Genomic DNA, 16,241 nt, shown 5'->3' with positions numbered 1-16,241 from the left:
TCACGAAATGATAACGGATGTCGCGATGATGAGGTCGCCCGATCCTTGCGGATTCAGCGGATGCCGGGAATTAGCTGAGCGCTGAGGTATTCATCAATTCCTTCACATGTGTTGTCTACATCACAACTCGCTTCTTAGGGTCGAGAGCAGGTTGGCGAACTCGGCAGCCGCAGGTGATGAAGCGGAAAGGACACGAGATGACAATGACAGCGACAACTGCGACCAATGGCAGCTCTCCGGACCAAACGATGCCACAAGGTCAACGAACCAGGATGAGACGGTGGTTGACCCTGCTTCTCGCCGTGGTGTGCGCCGCAGTGTTCGGCGGCGGTCTCAATGCGGGTCCTGTGCAGGCACAGGACTCGACGCAACCCGCTCAGAGACTTGGCCAGCAGCTCAGTGCGCAGCGGGCAGACTCGCTGGCAGCCAAAGCCGATCTGACGTCAGTGTCGAAATCGGGCGAAGAGATCGATACCTCCAGCGCTCAAGCCTGGGAGCTCGACGACGGAAACGTCTACGTCAACTATTCCTTCGCGAGTGACGTCGAGGGTGTCTCCAACATCGGTGCCGTGGTCTCTCCGGACGGAGACGTGCTCGCAACAGCAGAAATCGTCATGAAGGCCACGTCTGAGAACTCCGGCCATGTCGAAGCCTGGAACAACGGCGCGAAGACCGCGGATCGTGAGGTCACGTCCGACGACGCCTCCTCCGGCAAGCTGAGTCCACAGGCGGACGGCTTCTGGAGCAAGCTCAATGACTGCCTGTCCTCGGCGGGAATCTCCTCATGGGTTGTCGCCGGAATCAGCGTGGCCTGTGGAGCCGTCTGCGTCGGGACAGCGGGATTGGGATGCGTCGCCTGCATTGCCGCTGCGGCCGGAGTGACCGGCGGCACCGCCGGCTATTGCATCGACCAGGCTCAGAAGTGACAGCTGACCAGCTCACAGAGACTCACAGACAACATCGATCGCCAGTTGATGAGGAGAAGACAATGAAGATCCGAAGCAAACGACCCGCGACGACTGCCATCGCAGCCTTCCTCGTCGCGTCCGTCGCCGTACTCAATCCCACTGTCTCGATGGCATCCCCGAGCGAGGGGAGTGCATCTCAGCCGCCGGAGACGGTCATGCTCGAAACAGGTGACGACGATGCGCAGAGAGCAATCGACGCGGCCACGCCTGTACTCGAGAGTCTTCCGCACGGTGCCCGAGCCGACTTGGACAAAGCCAAGGTATCGCAGCCCGAGGGCAGCGAATCACTGATGGTGGCTGTTCAGCTCACGGGTGAAGGGTACGACGAGGGCTCATTTGCAGGTGTCGTGGTCGATCCCGCAACCGGTGAACTCGCGGACCAGGTGCAAGTCAAAGCCACCCAATCATCCGGATCAGAGGCGCAGGTGACCACCTGGGTCAACGGAGATTCCCAAGGCACGAATGCCGTTGACACGAGCGGTGAAGCAGTTGACGCTCAGTCGATTGAAGCCCAAGGCGCAGACCCTGATGTCATCGACTGCCTGAACGCTCTGGGCGTTTCAACAGCAGTCGCACTGATCATCATCAGTACTTGCGCCTCTGCATGCGCCGTGACAGTCGGCGTGGGTTGCATCGTCTGTGTTGCAGGCTTCACCGCAATCGGTGGAGCAAGCGTCGGTAAGTGCTTGAGCACCTGATAAACGGGGTGATCGAGCGGTGTATTGTGATTGGCCCTTCATCGTAGAAGTCCGACAACCGGAGGAGATATGAGACTCCCGCTGAAAGTCAGATGGATCGTTGCACTGCTGCTTCTCGCGATCGGCAGCCAGGCCCTCGTCTTTGCCCCAGGTCTGCACGATTTCGCTGCCGTGTTCTGGGGTCTGTCGTTCGTGCTGCTGGTTGGAGCACTGGTGCTTGCTGTCCAGCGTTACAGAGCTGGACGACAGGAAAGGAGAAGTTAGCTTCCTGCCGCAATGCCGATGGGGCCGTGTTGCCCGCTCCGCGCAGACGGGCGGACGATGCGGCCCCGTCGTCCAGCCATGCAGAAGTGAGATTGTGCGAGAGCCTCGGACAGCAGATCCGTACATCCCGGGAATCTGCCTCGATCATTCTCTGCGTCCGCGGGAAGCGCTAACCTCGGTACTATGGATGAGAACAGCGATGTCGTCAGCCAGTTCTTCGCCGCCTATGCCAAAGCCCTGCTCGACCGAGACGTCGAGGCGATCGCCGCGCACTACGCGGTTCCCGCGCTCATAGAATTTCCGGGACAGCGCATCGTCGTCACCGAGGCTGCGCAGACCGTAGATTTCTTCGCCAGGGCCCTCGCCCAGTACGTCAAGGTCACCGAGGCCGATGCCGTCTTCGAGATAGCCGCCGCGGCTGACCACAGCATTTGGGTTGAGGTCACCTGGGACTATCACGGTGCTGTGCTGGGTGAGAGGAATATGTACCAGCTGGTGCGGATCGATGGCGGATGGAAGATCGCCGTGCTCACGCCTTTGAGTCTGAGCTGATGGCGCGTGACTCGCGGATGAGCGGATGGCCCGACAATGTCTGACTACCCCGAACTGCTGCACACCGTCATCGACACCACCGACCCTCGGACGCTCGCCGAGTTCTACCGGCACCTGCTCGGCTATGTCTACCGGCCCGGTGACGAGCCGCCGGAAACCGTCGAGGTGGACGGCGAAAGCGGGTCGCGCGCGGCCGACAGTGTCGCCGATGACGCCGATTGGCTGGTGCTCACCGACGGCAACGGGGTTCGCAAGCTCGCCGTCCAGAAGGTCGCCGAACTCACCCCCACCACGTGGCCCGACGACAAGGTGCCCATGCAGCTGCACCTCGATTTCACGGTCTCCGATGCCGAAGAGCTCGAACGACAGCGACGGCGGGCGGTAGTTTTGGGGGCGACGGTGCTCTTCGATCGCACGGACGATCCGGTTGAACCGCTCTATGTATTCTCCGACCCGAGCGGGCACCCCTTCTGCATCTTCGTGGCCTGAGCCAAGCGTTGTCTGCCTGTCCGAGTATGTCTGAAGACTGCCACGCTCGCTGGAGTCCACCGGTTTCAGGCTGAACGCACGTGGCGAGCACCCGAAGGTGCTCGCCACGTGCGTTCGACCGCGGTGTCGGTTGTGCTTGTCCGCTTGACCTCAGGAGTCGGAGACTGCTGCAGCCAGGTTGGCCAGTGAGGATTCGAGATCCTCCTCGCTGACCACGGGGAAGCTCACCTGCTTGAGCACATCCTTATCGGTGACCGAACTCCAGTCATAGGTGATCGTCACCTCGGTGGAATCCGAGCCCTGCGGGGTGAGTTCCCAGACCCATTCCCATCCGTCGGGCTCCTGGCCGCTGGGCGCCGTGGTCCACGCGAGGAGTTTGTTCTCGTCGTAGCCGACGACATGGTTGTCCGTCTTGTAGTCCCCACCCATCTTGTCCCAGTGCATGTTCATCGTGAAGACCTGTCCGACGGCGGTGATGCGGTCGGTCTTGTCATCGGAGACCACCATGTCCGAGCCGTCGATCTCAGCGTGACGTTCCGGGTTCGACAGCACGTCGAAGATGTCTTCGTTGGCTGCGTCGATGGTTCGCGTGGCGCTGATTTTCGTCTCTGTCATCGTTTACGCCTTTCCTCAGCAGTTGGGGATGTGCGGAGCATCTGCTCCTGCGGTCTACGCTATACCCTGTGCCTCTCCTCTGTCTGTGCCCACCACGTCATTCACACGGATCGCCGAGACTGCACTCCGAGCGCGATCAGCGGATAAGTCGGTCAAGATCGATCCGGAGACGCATAAGGTGGGGGAATGGACGCAGAACCCGACCCTCGGCGATTGCCGGACAGTGAAGACGAGTCGGCAGTCGATGAGGACAGATGGATCGTCGTCAAAGGGCGGCGCTGGCGCCGTACCGATCCCGGGCTCGACCAGCAGATCGTCGACGAACTCAAGAGCCATCTCGGCAGAGCTCGAAATGCGGTGAAGGCCGCCAAGGGATCCGGCAGCGAAGAGGAGCTCAGGCATGCGCGGGACCGGGTGAACACTGCCAAACACGGCCTCGGGGAGCGCGGTGATTATTGGTGGGACATGTCCCTGGCCGATCGAGTCGAACGCGCCGAGGAGGCACTGGAGCGACTCGGATGACCGTGTTCGGCCAGTGACTCTGTTCAGGCGGTGAACAGTTCGATCTGATCGGCGGAGTAGTAGTTCTGCGTGGAGCCGCCGATGCGAACGAGGTACTTCTCCCGCGGCACGTCGAGATAGACGACTGTGCCCACGCTGTGCTTCATCGCGCCGTCGATGATCTGGACGGTGTCGCCGATCTGGAATTCAGTCATACTCAAGTGTAGGCCTCTGACCGTAATGGCGCTTTTCAGGTCAGGAGGTTTCACTTCGAGAAGTCTCAACTGAGCCGCGCTCAGAGGAGCTGGTTCGCTAGGTCCTCGAAGTCCTCCGCGACCAGGTCCCACGCACCTTCTGGCTCGAGATCGCTGGTCTGGCCCGGTCCATGTTCGGTCGGCCGACGGACGAAGGCGGTGCGCAGCCCGCAGTCCTGTGCCGCAGCGAGATCGGAGTTGTGGGCCGCGACCATCATCACCTGGCCCGGCTCGAGACCGAGGATCTCGGCCGTGCGCAGATAGGCGGCCGGTTCCGGCTTATAGGCCCCAGCCACCTCGGCGCCGAGGATCGCATCCCACGGCAGCCCGGCACGTTTGGCGACGTCGAGGGCCAAGCGCACATTGGCGTTCGAGAGCGGAGCGATGATGAAACGACGGCGCAGGCGGGTCAGGCCGGGGACCGCATCGAGCCAAGGATCGAGACGATGCCAGGCGAGGTTCGCCTCGGCGAGGTCGGGGGACGGCACGGTCCCCGCCGGCACGCCGAGGCGGTCGAGCACGATCGCCAGGTTCTCCCGATGGAGCACGTCGAGGGGGATGAAAGGCCGACTGCCGTTGCGGACCCGCTCCATCGACGGCTGGTATTCGCCACGCCACGCATCGGCGAATTCGTGTGGATCGACGCCGGGCAGCCACTGTTCGAGGAGGTCTGCGACATCGGCGGCCACGCTCTTACGCCAGTCGACGACGGTCCCGAACATGTCGAAGACCAAGGCCTCGACCGCGTCGATCGCGCTGGCCCGACCGCCCCGGTCGAATTCTGCATCCATGGGTTAACCCTAGTTCGCGGGCGGCGGGCGGCCAATAGAATGGTTCTCATCCGAGCTCTTGGAAGGAACGACCAGTGGGGTGGAGCACCAGCGAGTTGGCGAAACTGACCGAGACCACGGTCAACACGATCCGCCACTATCACAAGCTCGAGCTGCTCGCCGAGCCCGAGCGGATGAGCAATGGATACAAGCAGTACGGGACATCGCACCTGCTCAGGCTCCTGCAGATTCGTCGGATGCGAGAGCTGGGAATTCCGCTCTCCGACATCGACTCGGTTCGCGATGACCATGAACAGCAGCAGCTGGCACTCAAGCATCTCGACAGAGAACTCGAGGAGCAGATCGCCGAACTGGTGCGTGCTCGCGAGGAGGTCGCACAGCTGCTCGAGCACGGTGCCCCCATCGACACGGCCTCCGGATTCATCGACATCGCCGCCACCATGTCCGGACCCGACCGCAGTCTCATGTCTCTCTACTCACGTCTCTACGATGAGAAGACGATGTCCGAGTTCAAGACGGTGATGTCTCAGACGACTCCCTTCGACCGGGAGATCGATGACCTCGCCGAGGATGCCGACGAAGCCACCCGGGAGCGTCTCGCCGAGGCGATCGCGCCGAACATGAGGGACCAGCTCGAGTCGAACCCGTGGATGCTGGCACCGACGCACGGGATGCGCGGCGATGCCGAGATGAGCCAAGCGGCGATCATCGGCTCAATCCTCGAGCTCTACAACGCCGCTCAGGTCGATGTCATCCAGCGAGCCTTCATCAAGATGTTCCCCGACCTCGACATCCCCGACGAACATCGCGAGCGGTTCCTGGAGTTCATCCAGGCCCAGGTGGCCAAGGAGCAGGCCGAAGGCCCCTGAATTCGGCCGCGAAAACTGAGTGAATCCTGGATTCGCTGATCCGGGCTTGACCCTGTTCCGAGAACACAGTCTGTACTGAATGTAGTCAGCAGACGGATCCGACTCGAGCGAGTGGGAATCCGAAAAGTCTACGTTCGGAGGACACCATGAACGGCATCATCGAATTCTTCCAGGGCCTTGCCTCGCATGTTCCTGACCTGCTTCAACCCGTCATCATCGCCATGGCCGGAGCGGTCCCCTTCGTCGAGGGCGAGATCTCCTCGGTCATCGGCGTCTGGGCGGGACTCAACCCCGTCATCGCCGGCCTGGCCGGAGCCATCGGCAACTTCATCTGCGTGACCGTCATCGTTCTCCTCGGTGCCCGGGCGCGTAAGGCAGTCGTCGCCCGTCGCGATGAGAAACGCACCTCAAGCGCCGAGGCTGCCGTCCCCGCGACCGTGGCCGCCGGCTCTTCGGCCGATGCCGAACTGCACACCGCGGGCACGGGCCCACATCACCTCGGCGGGGTCGACCTCGACCGCACCGACCACCTAGGCGAGGCCGATCTCGATGCCCAACCTCGGCAAGACGGCAAGCCCGAGTCCAAGGGGCGGATCAAGTTCAAGCGCTTCCTCACCCGGTTCGGGGTTCCCGGTGCCAGCCTGCTCGGGCCCCTGGCCATTCCCACCCAGATCACCTCGACCATCCTCGTCAGCGCGGGGGTCAAGACCTCGTGGATCCTGCTGTGGCAGGGCATCGCGATCGCGGCCTGGACGACGCTGACGACGCTCATCGCCACCGGAGCGCTCGCCTTCTTCGCAGGCTGAGCAGCCCGCACCCGGCCACACCCACACCCGGCCACACCCACACCCGGCCACACCCACACCCCCGCCACTCCCGCTCCCGCCAGTCCCGCCACATCAGAAACTCAGAGAGGAAGACCCATGACCACCGCCTACCGCCATCGAAAAGTCCTCAGCTATTCGGCCCTCGTCGTGGTGGCCCTGGGACTTCCCACCCTCGTCCCCTTCTCCGCCACGCTGCTCGGCTGGGTGATGCACCTGCCCATGCGGCTGAGCCTCGACGAGTCCCTTCTGGCGACCATCGGAGTCTTCGCCGCCTGGTTCGTCGTCTCTCGACTCATCGACGTCATCCTCGACAGCAGCGATCTGGGCGCCACGCTCACGGGTCGAGCGGTCTCGGCCTTCGCGTCGATGGCCGTGCTCGGCGGCGGGTACCTGCTCATCGTCGACTCGGTCGTGCTGTCACTGCTCATGGCCGGAGTCGTCTGCGGGCTCTTCTTCGCCCTGAGCACAATGATCGATCGGTCGGCCCAGCGGACGCGGGGGACCTGAGACGAGGTGTCGGCCCGGCCACAGTGGCCAGGGCCGGGCACGGAGGACCGGTCAGGCCGCAGAGAGCAGGCCCGGCCACGTAGGATGGGTACGATGAACGACCACACTGCGGACAGATCCCACACCTCCTCGCCGGCCGTCCTCGGCGCGCTGCTCTATCTTGCCGCCGAAGTCCTCGAACCGGGGTTCGCTGCGAAGGCGTCAGGGACCGATGCGAAGTCGGCCGGGGCTGGGACGAAGGCCGACGCAGCGGTATCGAAGCTCAATCCTCGTGACCAGGAGATCCTCGCCGAGGTTGAGCTGGCTTTGGCTTCCCAACTTCCGGATGACTCGCCTGCGGTGACGCGGACGCTGGCCGAGGTGAGCTCGGCGATCGGCTTCATCCGCAGCCGATCCGAGAAGCCGAGTCTGACCGCAGCCAAGTACGACGCGCGGCGAGCGGATGCGCTCACCCGCATCGGGGCGCGCTCGACCAAGGGCGCGAGTGTCTGGCCGCCGACAAGTCAGACAGCAGTGCAGCGCTTCGGATCCTGGAACGACGCCCTCAAGGCGGCCGGACTGGCGATCAGTTCGGTCGGACGGGCGCGCGGTCAGCTGCGCTTCGATGCCGCGGCGTACGACAGGGCGATCGCCGCATTCGTCGCCGACTGCGAATCGCGAGAAGCCGCGGCTACCTATCAGTCGTACACCGAATACGCCGCCGAGCACAAGGGCGCGGTGCCCTCGGCGGCCGCGGTGCGGAAGTTCTATGGAAGCTGGAACTCGGCGCTCGCCTCGGCAAGATGAACGATCGTCGATTCGTCGACTTTCACCGACTCTCGGCGAAGGCCTCCAGTCGATCGCACGCCTCGTTGATGGTCTCAGGGGACACGGAGAACGTCAGTCGCAGATATCCCTCGCCCTGCGGTCCGAACGCCGAGCCCGGAATCGTCGCGAGCTCCTGCTCTTGGAGCAGCCGGATCGCCAGATCCCACGAGCTCAGTCCCCACTCGGAGATATTGACGAAGGAGTAGAACGTCGCCTCAGGGCGGATCAGGGACAGTCCGTCGATCGCGGAGATCCGGTCCGTGATGAGGTCGCGCCGCTGGGCATAGGAGGCCACCATCTCCTGGACTGGATCCTGGGCACCGGTGATCGCGGCGACCGCAGCGTCCTGGACGAAACCGGGCAGCGACGAGGTGATGCCCTCCTGGAGGAAGGCCATCGGTGCGATGAGATCTGTGGGGCCGATGAGGAACCCGCAACGCCACCCGGTCATCGCATAGGTCTTCGAGAAGCTGTTGACGACGAGGAAACGGTCGAACCCCTCGCGGATCTCGGCGATGGAGGTGAACTGGGCATCGTCGAAGACGATCTCGTCGTAGACCTCGTCGGAGATGATCGTGAACCCGTGCTCGACCGACAGGTCGACGAGCGCCTCGAGATCGCTGCGATCCATCACCGATCCCAGGGGATTCGAGGGGCTGTTGATGATGATCGCCGCGGTCTTGTCGGTGATGGCCGCAGCGATATCTGCGGCGCGAAGTTTGAAGTCGTTGTCCTCGGTCACGGCCACCGGCACGGACACCCCGCCGAGGCGGTGGACTTGGCCGACGTAGTTCGGGAAGCTCGGATCGGGGATGATCACCTCCTCGCCGGGAGCGACCGTGACGTCGAGCGCGAAGGTCAGCGCCTCCATCGCACCGAAGGAGACCATGACATTGTCCGAGGTGATCGGCCGGTTCCAACGAGCCGTGTACTTCTGTGCGATCGCCGAGCGCAGGTCCGGGATGCCGGCATTGGCGACATAGCGGGTGTGGTTGTCCTCGATGCCTTGAATGCCGGCGGCCTTGACGTGCTCAGGGGTGTTGAAGTCGGGTTCGCCGACGGTGAGCTTGACCGCGTTCGGGTAGTCGAGTGCCAGGGTGAACATCTTCCTGATGTCCGAGGCCGGGTAGCTCGCGGCCATCTGCGTGACGCGGGGGTGGGTGTTCGTCATCGTGTTCCTTGGACGTGTCGGGGGCGTGTCAGGGTCTGGTCGGGAAGAGAGTGTCGTGTCGGGGAGGGGGTGTCGCCTCGGTTGTCCGCGCAGGCCGGTCGCTCGTGCCCTCCTGTCACTCGTGCAGTCCTGCCAGACGTGAGCCGAACCGGGCGAGCAGGCTGGTCCGCTTGGCGCCCGTGACCCGCTCCCACTCGTCGGCGATGTTGAAGATCCGATACATCGAGCGGATGCCCAGCCAGCGGATCGGCTCGGGTTCCCACTGACCGGAATAGTGATCGTTCCACGGCAGGGCTGTCAGCGGAGTCGACTGGCCGGAGGCCCGGTCCAGCAGGGTCTTCGCGGCCAGGTGCGTCGCCGTCACGCCGTGTCCGGCATAGCCGCGGGCCACACCGATGCGCTGATCGGCGTCGAAGAAGATCCCCGCGCACCAGTCCCGGGTGACGCCGAGCGCCCCTCGCCATGCGTGGGCGACTTCGACCTCGAGGTCAGGGAACAGCGAGGACAGACGGGTGCGGAGCAGTTCGACCACCTCGGCGGGGACCCTGCCATCACCGGGCAGACCTGAGCCGAACGCATAGGGTGCTCCGCGTCCGCCCAGGGCGATCCGATCGTCCTCGGTTCGCTGGGCGTAGATGAAGGTGTGCGCGGTGTCGCCGAGGCATTCCCTGCCCTCCCAGCCGATGGCATCCCACGCGTCGGCGGAGAGCGGTTCGGTCGCGATCATCGATGAGAAGACGGGGATGACCTGACGTCCTTCCAGCCCCGGGAGGTCGCCGGTCACGGTGTCCGAGTAGCCCTCGAGGCAGACGAAGATCGTGTCCCCGCTGACCGGGCCGCGATTCGTCGAGACCTGGCCCTTGCCGATATGGCCTGCCGAGGTGTCCTCGCATATTCTCACGCCCTGATTCTTCAGGACGCGGGCGAGTCCCTCGGTGAGCAGCGCGGGGTCGATGCGCGCTGTACCTGGAAAGAACAGGCTGCCCTGAGCGTTGTCGACGTTGATATGAGCCCGGGTCTCCTCCACGTCAAGGAATCGCATGTCCTCGCGGCCATAGCCGTATTCTTCGTTGCCGTCGAAGAGTTCACGCAGTCAGGCCATGCCCGCCTCGGATTGGGCGATGTCGATGTGTCCGCCGCGGACCTGGTGGGCGTCGATGCCCTCCTGTTCGAGGACTTCGAGTACCTCGTCAATCGAATCGAAGAGCGCGGATTGGAAGGACCGGACGGACTCCACCCCGCTCAGCCCCGCAGAGCCGACCGGGCCGGTCGGATCGGTGGCCCGGGCCCTTTCGACCGCCTCGGCGTATTTGGCTCTGTTGCCAGGAAGCAGCGTCGAGAGCCAGCCGCCGTTGCGGCCCGAGGCGCCGTAGCCGATGTGCTTGGCTTCGACGATCGTGATCTGCCAATCGGGGTGAGCCTGGCGGGCATGGTAGGCCGACCAGAGTCCGGTCATGCCGCCGCCGACGATGACGAGGTCCTGTCTCTCGGTGGGGAGGGGCGAAGGGGACGAGGAGTGGGGAGGCGACAGGGCCAGCCAATGGGAGGACTCGCCGTTGAGATAGGGCATGGAATCAGTTCTATCTCACTGCTGGGGGAGAAGTAAATGCCCGACGCAGATGCACTGACTGGGCAGGTGAGGACTTCCGTTCGGCAAGGCGAGGTCTGCCGGCTGGATACACTGTCCCCATGAGCGCAACGGAGCCGATCGATACCCACGATTTCCCACTGATCCACGATCCGATCGAGGATTGGCAACGGGTGGAACAGATGGACACCACCACAGGATTCGCCGAGCTCGGAACCATCGGCAGCGTCGACTACGGACTGTGGGAGATGAGCGCAGGTGCTATGCGCGATGTCGAAGGCGACGAGGTATTCCTCGTCGTCTCGGGACGGGGCCGGATCGAGTTCGACGAGCCCGCACGCTCAGCGGTCGAGCTGCATCCTGGATCCTTGGTCCGCCTCAAGGAGGGAATGAGGACGCGCTGGTACATCGACGAGGGACCACTGCGGAAGCTCTTCATCGCCAACCACGAGGAGTGAGCTCCGTTGGCGCTGGGCGCTGGCGGAGTCGTGGAATTTAGCCCGAACACCCGCCGTCCGCATTGTGGATGGTGAGAGTCTTAACCTCGGTGCCGAATTCCTCTACTGTGTGAGTACGGCACGGTGATCACACCGTTGACCACCGGAAACGCCGCCGCACCGCCTCGGCGTCGTGCTGAGGCAACGCCGTCCGAGACATCATCATCCATCCGAACCATCAGCACCGCCACCCGAAACATCACACACCGACCAATCAGCACCACGAATCCCCGAACCCCGCGCACCACGCGCTTCACCTCGCACGAAGGAGTCGACAATGAAGACAGCTCGACGCTTGAACGATCTGGGCACCGAAACCGCATTCCGGGTCGCCCAGGCCGCCGCTGACTGGAAAGCTCAGGGGAACCGGGTCTATCCGTTCCACCTCGGCGATCTCAACTTCCCCATGGCCGGTCACATCGTCGAGGCGATGGACAAGGCGATCCGCGACGGGAAGACCGGATACTGCCCCGGCCCCGGCATCCCCGAGCTGCGCGCGGCCCTGGCTGAGGACATCGGGTCGCGGAGAGGGATGACGATCGACCCCGCCGAGGTGGTCGTGACCACCGGTGGCAAGCCGGTGATCACGAAATTCCTCCAGGCAGTCATGGATCCCGGGCAGGGCGTGCTCTACCCGAATCCCGGGTTCCCGATCTACGAATCGCAGATCGACTACCTCGGCGGCACCGCTCTGCCGTATCGCTATGTGCCCACAGATGACGGTTTCGCGATCGATCTCGACCACTTGCGGGCTTCGATCGACGAGAACACGACGGCCATCATCTACAACGATCTGCAGAACCCGATCTCGGCGGAATCCACCGATGCCGAGCGCGCGGCGATCGCGGCGATCGCGCAGGAATTCGACCTCTGGGTGCTCTCGGACGAGGCCTATTTCGAGATGCGCTACAAGGGCAAGTCGAAGTCGATCGCGGCGCTGCCGGGGATGCGCGAACGCACCGTCATCCTCTACACGTTCTCGAAGAAGTTCGCGATGACCGGGTCCCGGCTCGGCTGCGCGGTGGCCCCCCGTGAGGTCGCCGAGGCGATCTCGACGATGAACACCAACGACGAATCCTGCACCACCCATTACGTCCAGTGGGCCGGCATCGCCGCACTTCAGGGACCACAGGAACCGGTGGGACGGATGCTCGAGGTGCTGCGCAAGCGTCGTGATGCGACCTGTCGGCTGCTCAATGACATCCCAGGCATGAGCGTGGCCGTGCCTGGTTCGACGTTCTACGTCTTCCCCGATGTCACCGAGGCGATGACGGCCAAGGGAATCGTGACCCTGGCGGATTTCTCCACCGAGGCGCTGCACGCGACGGGCGTCTCCTTCTGCACTCGTGAGCACTTCGGCTCACCCCAGACGGCCGAGGACCGGGCGTACATCCGCCTGGCATACTCCGGCATCGACGAAGCCGATATCACGGAAGGCCTCGGCAAGCTCAAGGAATGGGTCGAGCAGGGGTGAGGCGGCTGGGGTGACGTCGCTGGTGACCGACTATCTCGGCGATGGCGGCCAGACACCTCGGCGCCGGCGGCGGCCCACCTCGGCGCTGCCGGCCGGCCACCTCGGCGAGATCCGGGGAATGAGACGGACGATGCATCTCGGGTAAGGCCAGGGTAACCTCATCTCTGGCCTGGTCGATGCTGGTTTCGACCGTTCATCCAGACGAAAGATCTCCATGAACTCGCTCGAAGTGCGCCCCAAAACGCTCGCAGCACGCTCCAAGACAGTGGCCCTCGGCCTCGCCGTCGTCGGTTTCGTCGCCTCCCTGGCTGCCTGCGGCGGTCCCAGCGATGGGAAGAAGGCGGAGGAGGGCGGCGGCACCCACACGGTCGAGCACGCTCGCGGAGTTGCCGAGGTTATTGCGAAGACCGACAAGGTCGTCACCCTGGAACCACTCGAACTCGACACGGCGGTCGCGCTCGGGATCACGCCGCTCGGCGCCGCGGTGGCCAGCAATGTCGACGGCATCCCGGACTATCTCGAGGTCGAGGGCGTCGAATCGGTAGGGACGGTGCCCGAGCCCGATCTCGAAGCCATCGCTGCGCTCGATCCGGATCTCATTCTCGGCACGGAGTCTCGGCACTCGGCGCTGTTCGAGGAGCTCGATTCGATCGCGCCGACGGTCTTCATCGCCAGTCATGCGGATTCGTGGAAGGACAATGCGCTGCTGATCGGTGATGCTCTTGATCGAAAGGAGGACACCGAGGCGCTGCTCGCCGAGGTCGATGAGCGTTGCGAGAGCATCAAAAGCACGTACGGCATCGACGGCGAGACCGCGCAGATGATCCGCCCGCGCGATGAGACGACGCTGAGTCTCTACGGCCCCGCATCGTTCGCCGGAAGTCTGCTCGAATGCGTCGGATACACGATTCCCGAGCAGGACTGGGCGGACGGGCTGCAGGCTGATCTCTCCCCGGAGAACGCCATCGATGCGAAGGCCGACGCTGTGTTTGTGACCGCCGAAGATGTCGATGATCCTGCCGCGATCCCCGAAGTGGTCGGCGGAAACACCGACGCGTTCCCCTCTGTAACACCCGTGGACACGAGCTATTGGGTCTCCGGCGTGGGACCGAAGGGCGCACACAAGGTCCTTGACGACATCGAGAAGTACCTCGACGCTCGATGACGGCGGCGAGCCGACCTCGAGGGCCGAGTGCATTGGCAGCTGCGCCCTCGGATTCGACCCAAGCCGCGGGAGTGCCACGGCCCTGCGCCTATACCGCCTTCCCGGTCGAGGTCTCCGCGGTCGCCCGAGTCACTCCGAACTTCGTGCGCATCACATTCACCGGGGATACACTCGAGCAATTCGCCCCGTGGGGCCTGGATCAGCGGATCAAACTCGTCTTTCCTCACCCGGACGGCAGGTTCGCCGACTTCGGTCTCTTGGCTGACCCGACTCCGCATCCCTCGCACTGGTATGCGCTGTGGAAGCAGCTGCCGGCCGAGGAACGCAACGTGCTGCGGACCTATACGCCCTCGGGAATCCGTCCGGCAAAGCGTGAAGTCGATGTCGACATGCTCATCCACGATCCGCCGGGGCCCGCATCGCAATGGGCTCAGTCCGCCGAGGTGGGAGATCGGCTCGTCATCAACGGCCCCGATGCTCGCGATGGGTACACCGGGTACGGGCTTGATTGGTCTCCCGGAGAGGCCGCGAAACTGCTGCTCGCCGGTGACGAGACGGCTTTTCCGGCGATGGCGAACATTCACAGCAGCCTCGGTGGAGGGGTGAAGGTCGAAATCCTGGCGGAATCCTCGGATCCGCTCGACGGTGACCTGCTGCCCACCTCGGCGAACGTCGTGGTGCGGCAACCGAACATGGGCCCTGGCTCCGGACTGGAAGAACTCATCCGGGAGTGGGGAACCCGTCAGGATCTGGCGACTCTGGACGACGATGTGTATATCTGGATCGCTGGGGAGTCCGATGCGGTCGTGAGGATCAGGCGCTATCTGACAAGGGAATTGGGAGTCGCGAAGAGTCGCATCGCGTTCTTCGGGTATTGGAGAGCGGGAGGGCCTTTGACCGGCTGAGTGCACGCGGACGGCGCGTTGAGCATCGCTGTTGCGCTGTCGGGCGGAGGTCGGGTCGCCGGAAGTGCGTGCGGCGCTCGTGCCGGCTAGGACTCCACCGCCTCCGGCTTCGGTTCCCTGCCCTTGAGGAACGGTGATTCTTCCGGTTCGGGGTGCCGTTTCCATTGCACGATCATGATGATCACGCCCAAGGCCACCGCGCCGATCGCGCCCCACACGTTCGTGCGCAGGCCGAGGACGACGAAGCTCGGATCGAGACGGATCGACTCCCACACGATGCGCCCGGCGCCGTACCAGATCAGGTAGGCAGCGAACAGGCGTCCCCACTGGAAGAAGATGTGTCGTCCCAGGAAGAGCAGGGCCAGGGCGCCGAGGCTGTTCCAGATCACCTCGTAGAGGAACGTGGGGTGGAACAGGGTTCCGACCGGTGTGCCCGGTGGGATCGCGGGATTGCCCGGATCGATCTCGAGGCCCCAGGGCAGTGTGGTCGGCAGTCCGAAGAGCTCCTGGTTGAACCAGTTGCCGAAGCGTCCGCAGGCCTGGGCGAGGATGAGTCCCGGTGCCAGCGCATCGAGCAGGGCGGTGAGGCGGATGCCGCGCCTACGGCACATGATCCAGGCCCCGAGGGTACCGCCGATGAGCGAGCCGAAGATCGCGATCCCGCCCTCCCAGATTGCCCACACCGAGCCGGGTTCGAAGATGTTCCAGGGGTTGCGACCGGGTCCGAAGTAATCGGTGTAGTGCGTGATGACGTGGTAGATCCGGGCGAAGACGATGGCCATCGGAACGGCCAGGGTCGCGATGTCGAGGACCTGCCACTGTTCGACTCCGCGCTTGGTCAGCCGGTGATTCGCGAGCATGATCGCGATGACGATTCCGACGAGGATGCACAAGGCATAGAAGTGGATCGTCAGCGGTCCCAGTTGGAAGCTGGAGACGCTCGGGCTGGGGATCGCGGCCGAGATGTCGAACGGCATCGTAGTCGCGCTGGCGGAAGTCAGGACTGCGGGCATGAGCCCAGTCTATTTCTCCGGGCCGGAAATCCCGCATGCGCCTGAGAAGTTCGTATTCGGCAGAGTCAGTGTTGATAGCGTGGGCGGCTGCTGAGCTGGATACTCAAGATCTGGTGACGGCGCAGTTCAGTTGCTGTGGTCCATGATGGGGCGCGGTAAGAGTTCCATTGAGCCAGAACGTCGCCGAGTACGGAGTCGAGCGTGGGGCCGGGGCTGGGTGTGGGCGCACTTGTCCCCTCACACTCTAGGTGTGGTGTTAATCGTTGAAGAGGGTCTCGATGATGTC

General features: G+C 63.8%; 18 protein-coding genes and 1 pseudogene. 13 read left to right on the top strand and 6 right to left on the bottom strand.

Translation table 11 applies throughout. The features are described 5' to 3' along the window. The first annotated feature begins 284 nt into the window (after positions 1-284). The 4 genes from CV023_RS09315 to CV023_RS09300 all read left to right on the top strand — a co-directional run bounded on the left by CV023_RS09315 (position 285) and on the right by CV023_RS09300 (position 2,971). Positions 285-926 carry a hypothetical protein gene (locus CV023_RS09315; protein ID WP_230745213.1) on the top strand — a complete coding sequence of 214 codons (642 nt, stop codon included), beginning with the start codon at positions 285-287 and terminating at the stop codon, positions 924-926. Between the two features lie 62 nt (positions 927-988). Beyond that, positions 989-1,666 (top strand): hypothetical protein, encoded by a 678-nt coding sequence (locus CV023_RS09310; protein ID WP_230745212.1) that lies wholly within the window; start codon positions 989-991, stop codon positions 1,664-1,666. A 447-nt stretch (positions 1,667-2,113) separates the two neighbouring features. Further along, entirely contained in the window at positions 2,114-2,482 is a 369-nt protein-coding gene (locus CV023_RS09305) for a nuclear transport factor 2 family protein (protein WP_230745211.1), read from the top strand. A 36-nt stretch (positions 2,483-2,518) separates the two neighbouring features. After that, a complete protein-coding gene (locus tag CV023_RS09300) occupies positions 2,519-2,971 on the top strand; it encodes a VOC family protein (RefSeq protein ID WP_230745210.1) in 453 nt (150 codons plus the stop codon). A gap of 150 nt (positions 2,972-3,121) precedes the next feature. Here CV023_RS09300 and CV023_RS09295 read toward each other — a convergent pair whose 3' ends face one another. Then, on the bottom strand, positions 3,122-3,586 hold the full coding sequence (locus tag CV023_RS09295; RefSeq protein ID WP_230745209.1) for an SRPBCC family protein: 465 nt from the start codon (positions 3,584-3,586) through the stop codon (positions 3,122-3,124). A 186-nt stretch (positions 3,587-3,772) separates the two neighbouring features. Here CV023_RS09295 and CV023_RS09290 point away from each other — a divergent pair, with 186 nt between their 5' ends. Continuing rightward, positions 3,773-4,108, top strand: coding sequence for a biopolymer transporter Tol (locus CV023_RS09290; RefSeq protein ID WP_230745208.1), 336 nt, complete (start codon positions 3,773-3,775; stop codon positions 4,106-4,108). 23 nt (positions 4,109-4,131) lie between these two features. Here the strand turns inward: CV023_RS09290 and CV023_RS09285 are convergent, their stop codons facing one another. Then, the gene (locus tag CV023_RS09285) at positions 4,132-4,302 is read right to left on the bottom strand and encodes a hypothetical protein (protein WP_230745207.1); all 171 of its coding nucleotides are present in this window, start codon (positions 4,300-4,302) and stop codon (positions 4,132-4,134) included. Between the two features lie 80 nt (positions 4,303-4,382). After that, on the bottom strand, positions 4,383-5,132 hold the full coding sequence (locus tag CV023_RS09280) for a haloacid dehalogenase type II (protein ID WP_230745206.1): 750 nt from the start codon (positions 5,130-5,132) through the stop codon (positions 4,383-4,385). A gap of 95 nt (positions 5,133-5,227) precedes the next feature. Between CV023_RS09280 and CV023_RS09275 the strand changes: the two genes are divergently transcribed. The 4 genes from CV023_RS09275 (at position 5,228) to CV023_RS09260 (ending at position 8,121) form a co-directional block, all read left to right on the top strand. Further along, positions 5,228-6,001, top strand: coding sequence for a helix-turn-helix domain-containing protein (locus CV023_RS09275; RefSeq protein WP_230745205.1), 774 nt, complete (start codon positions 5,228-5,230; stop codon positions 5,999-6,001). Between the two features lie 146 nt (positions 6,002-6,147). Next, a complete protein-coding gene (locus CV023_RS09270; RefSeq protein ID WP_230745204.1) occupies positions 6,148-6,807 on the top strand; it encodes a small multidrug efflux protein in 660 nt (219 codons plus the stop codon). A gap of 117 nt (positions 6,808-6,924) precedes the next feature. Further along, positions 6,925-7,335: a hypothetical protein gene (locus CV023_RS09265; protein WP_230745203.1), complete on the top strand. Its 411-nt coding sequence runs from the start codon at positions 6,925-6,927 to the stop codon at positions 7,333-7,335. Positions 7,336-7,428: 93 nt separating this feature from the next. After that, entirely contained in the window at positions 7,429-8,121 is a 693-nt protein-coding gene (locus tag CV023_RS09260) for a homing endonuclease associated repeat-containing protein (protein ID WP_230745202.1), read from the top strand. A gap of 22 nt (positions 8,122-8,143) precedes the next feature. Here CV023_RS09260 and CV023_RS09255 read toward each other — a convergent pair whose 3' ends face one another. After that, the gene (locus tag CV023_RS09255) at positions 8,144-9,313 is read right to left on the bottom strand and encodes a pyridoxal phosphate-dependent aminotransferase (protein WP_230745201.1); all 1,170 of its coding nucleotides are present in this window, start codon (positions 9,311-9,313) and stop codon (positions 8,144-8,146) included. Between the two features lie 115 nt (positions 9,314-9,428). Beyond that, positions 9,429-10,883 (bottom strand): annotated as a pseudogene (locus tag CV023_RS09250) (NAD(P)/FAD-dependent oxidoreductase). A 119-nt stretch (positions 10,884-11,002) separates the two neighbouring features. Between CV023_RS09250 and CV023_RS09245 the strand changes: the two are divergent. From CV023_RS09245 to CV023_RS09230, 4 genes are all read left to right on the top strand, one after another. Next, the gene (locus tag CV023_RS09245) at positions 11,003-11,359 is read left to right on the top strand and encodes a cupin domain-containing protein (protein WP_230745200.1); all 357 of its coding nucleotides are present in this window, start codon (positions 11,003-11,005) and stop codon (positions 11,357-11,359) included. Between the two features lie 316 nt (positions 11,360-11,675). After that, the gene (locus CV023_RS09240) at positions 11,676-12,872 is read left to right on the top strand and encodes a pyridoxal phosphate-dependent aminotransferase (RefSeq protein WP_230745199.1); all 1,197 of its coding nucleotides are present in this window, start codon (positions 11,676-11,678) and stop codon (positions 12,870-12,872) included. 214 nt (positions 12,873-13,086) lie between these two features. After that, positions 13,087-14,037 (top strand): ABC transporter substrate-binding protein, encoded by a 951-nt coding sequence (locus CV023_RS09235; protein ID WP_230745198.1) that lies wholly within the window; start codon positions 13,087-13,089, stop codon positions 14,035-14,037. A gap of 32 nt (positions 14,038-14,069) precedes the next feature. Continuing rightward, positions 14,070-14,942, top strand: coding sequence for a siderophore-interacting protein (locus tag CV023_RS09230; RefSeq protein ID WP_230745197.1), 873 nt, complete (start codon positions 14,070-14,072; stop codon positions 14,940-14,942). 86 nt (positions 14,943-15,028) lie between these two features. Here the strand turns inward: CV023_RS09230 and lgt are convergent, their stop codons facing one another. After that, positions 15,029-15,955 carry a prolipoprotein diacylglyceryl transferase gene (gene lgt / locus CV023_RS09225; protein WP_230745196.1) on the bottom strand — a complete coding sequence of 309 codons (927 nt, stop codon included), beginning with the start codon at positions 15,953-15,955 and terminating at the stop codon, positions 15,029-15,031. Between the last annotated feature and the right edge of the window lie 286 nt (positions 15,956-16,241).

The organism is Brevibacterium sp. CCUG 69071 (genome assembly GCF_021023135.1).
In the GTDB taxonomy this organism is placed as follows: domain Bacteria; phylum Actinomycetota; class Actinomycetes; order Actinomycetales; family Brevibacteriaceae; genus Brevibacterium.
This window is presented reverse-complemented; position numbering and strand designations above follow the sequence as displayed.

What these genes read in the sequence shown, in the direction of transcription:
- CV023_RS09280 (WP_230745206.1), bottom strand. Translation starts at nt 5,132, where the DNA reads ATGGATGCAGAATTCGACCGGGGCGGTCGGGCCAGCGCGATCGACGCG.
- CV023_RS09290 (WP_230745208.1), top strand. Translation starts at nt 3,773, where the DNA reads ATGGACGCAGAACCCGACCCTCGGCGATTGCCGGACAGTGAAGACGAG.
- CV023_RS09305 (WP_230745211.1), top strand. Translation starts at nt 2,114, where the DNA reads ATGGATGAGAACAGCGATGTCGTCAGCCAGTTCTTCGCCGCCTATGCC.
- lgt (WP_230745196.1), bottom strand. Translation starts at nt 15,955, where the DNA reads ATGCCCGCAGTCCTGACTTCCGCCAGCGCGACTACGATGCCGTTCGAC.
- CV023_RS09270 (WP_230745204.1), top strand. Translation starts at nt 6,148, where the DNA reads ATGAACGGCATCATCGAATTCTTCCAGGGCCTTGCCTCGCATGTTCCT.
- CV023_RS09310 (WP_230745212.1), top strand. Translation starts at nt 989, where the DNA reads ATGAAGATCCGAAGCAAACGACCCGCGACGACTGCCATCGCAGCCTTC.
- CV023_RS09235 (WP_230745198.1), top strand. Translation starts at nt 13,087, where the DNA reads ATGAACTCGCTCGAAGTGCGCCCCAAAACGCTCGCAGCACGCTCCAAG.
- CV023_RS09295 (WP_230745209.1), bottom strand. Translation starts at nt 3,586, where the DNA reads ATGACAGAGACGAAAATCAGCGCCACGCGAACCATCGACGCAGCCAAC.
- CV023_RS09265 (WP_230745203.1), top strand. Translation starts at nt 6,925, where the DNA reads ATGACCACCGCCTACCGCCATCGAAAAGTCCTCAGCTATTCGGCCCTC.
- CV023_RS09300 (WP_230745210.1), top strand. Translation starts at nt 2,519, where the DNA reads ATGTCTGACTACCCCGAACTGCTGCACACCGTCATCGACACCACCGAC.
- CV023_RS09240 (WP_230745199.1), top strand. Translation starts at nt 11,676, where the DNA reads ATGAAGACAGCTCGACGCTTGAACGATCTGGGCACCGAAACCGCATTC.
- CV023_RS09255 (WP_230745201.1), bottom strand. Translation starts at nt 9,313, where the DNA reads ATGACGAACACCCACCCCCGCGTCACGCAGATGGCCGCGAGCTACCCG.
- CV023_RS09260 (WP_230745202.1), top strand. Translation starts at nt 7,429, where the DNA reads ATGAACGACCACACTGCGGACAGATCCCACACCTCCTCGCCGGCCGTC.
- CV023_RS09245 (WP_230745200.1), top strand. Translation starts at nt 11,003, where the DNA reads ATGAGCGCAACGGAGCCGATCGATACCCACGATTTCCCACTGATCCAC.
- CV023_RS09285 (WP_230745207.1), bottom strand. Translation starts at nt 4,302, where the DNA reads ATGACTGAATTCCAGATCGGCGACACCGTCCAGATCATCGACGGCGCG.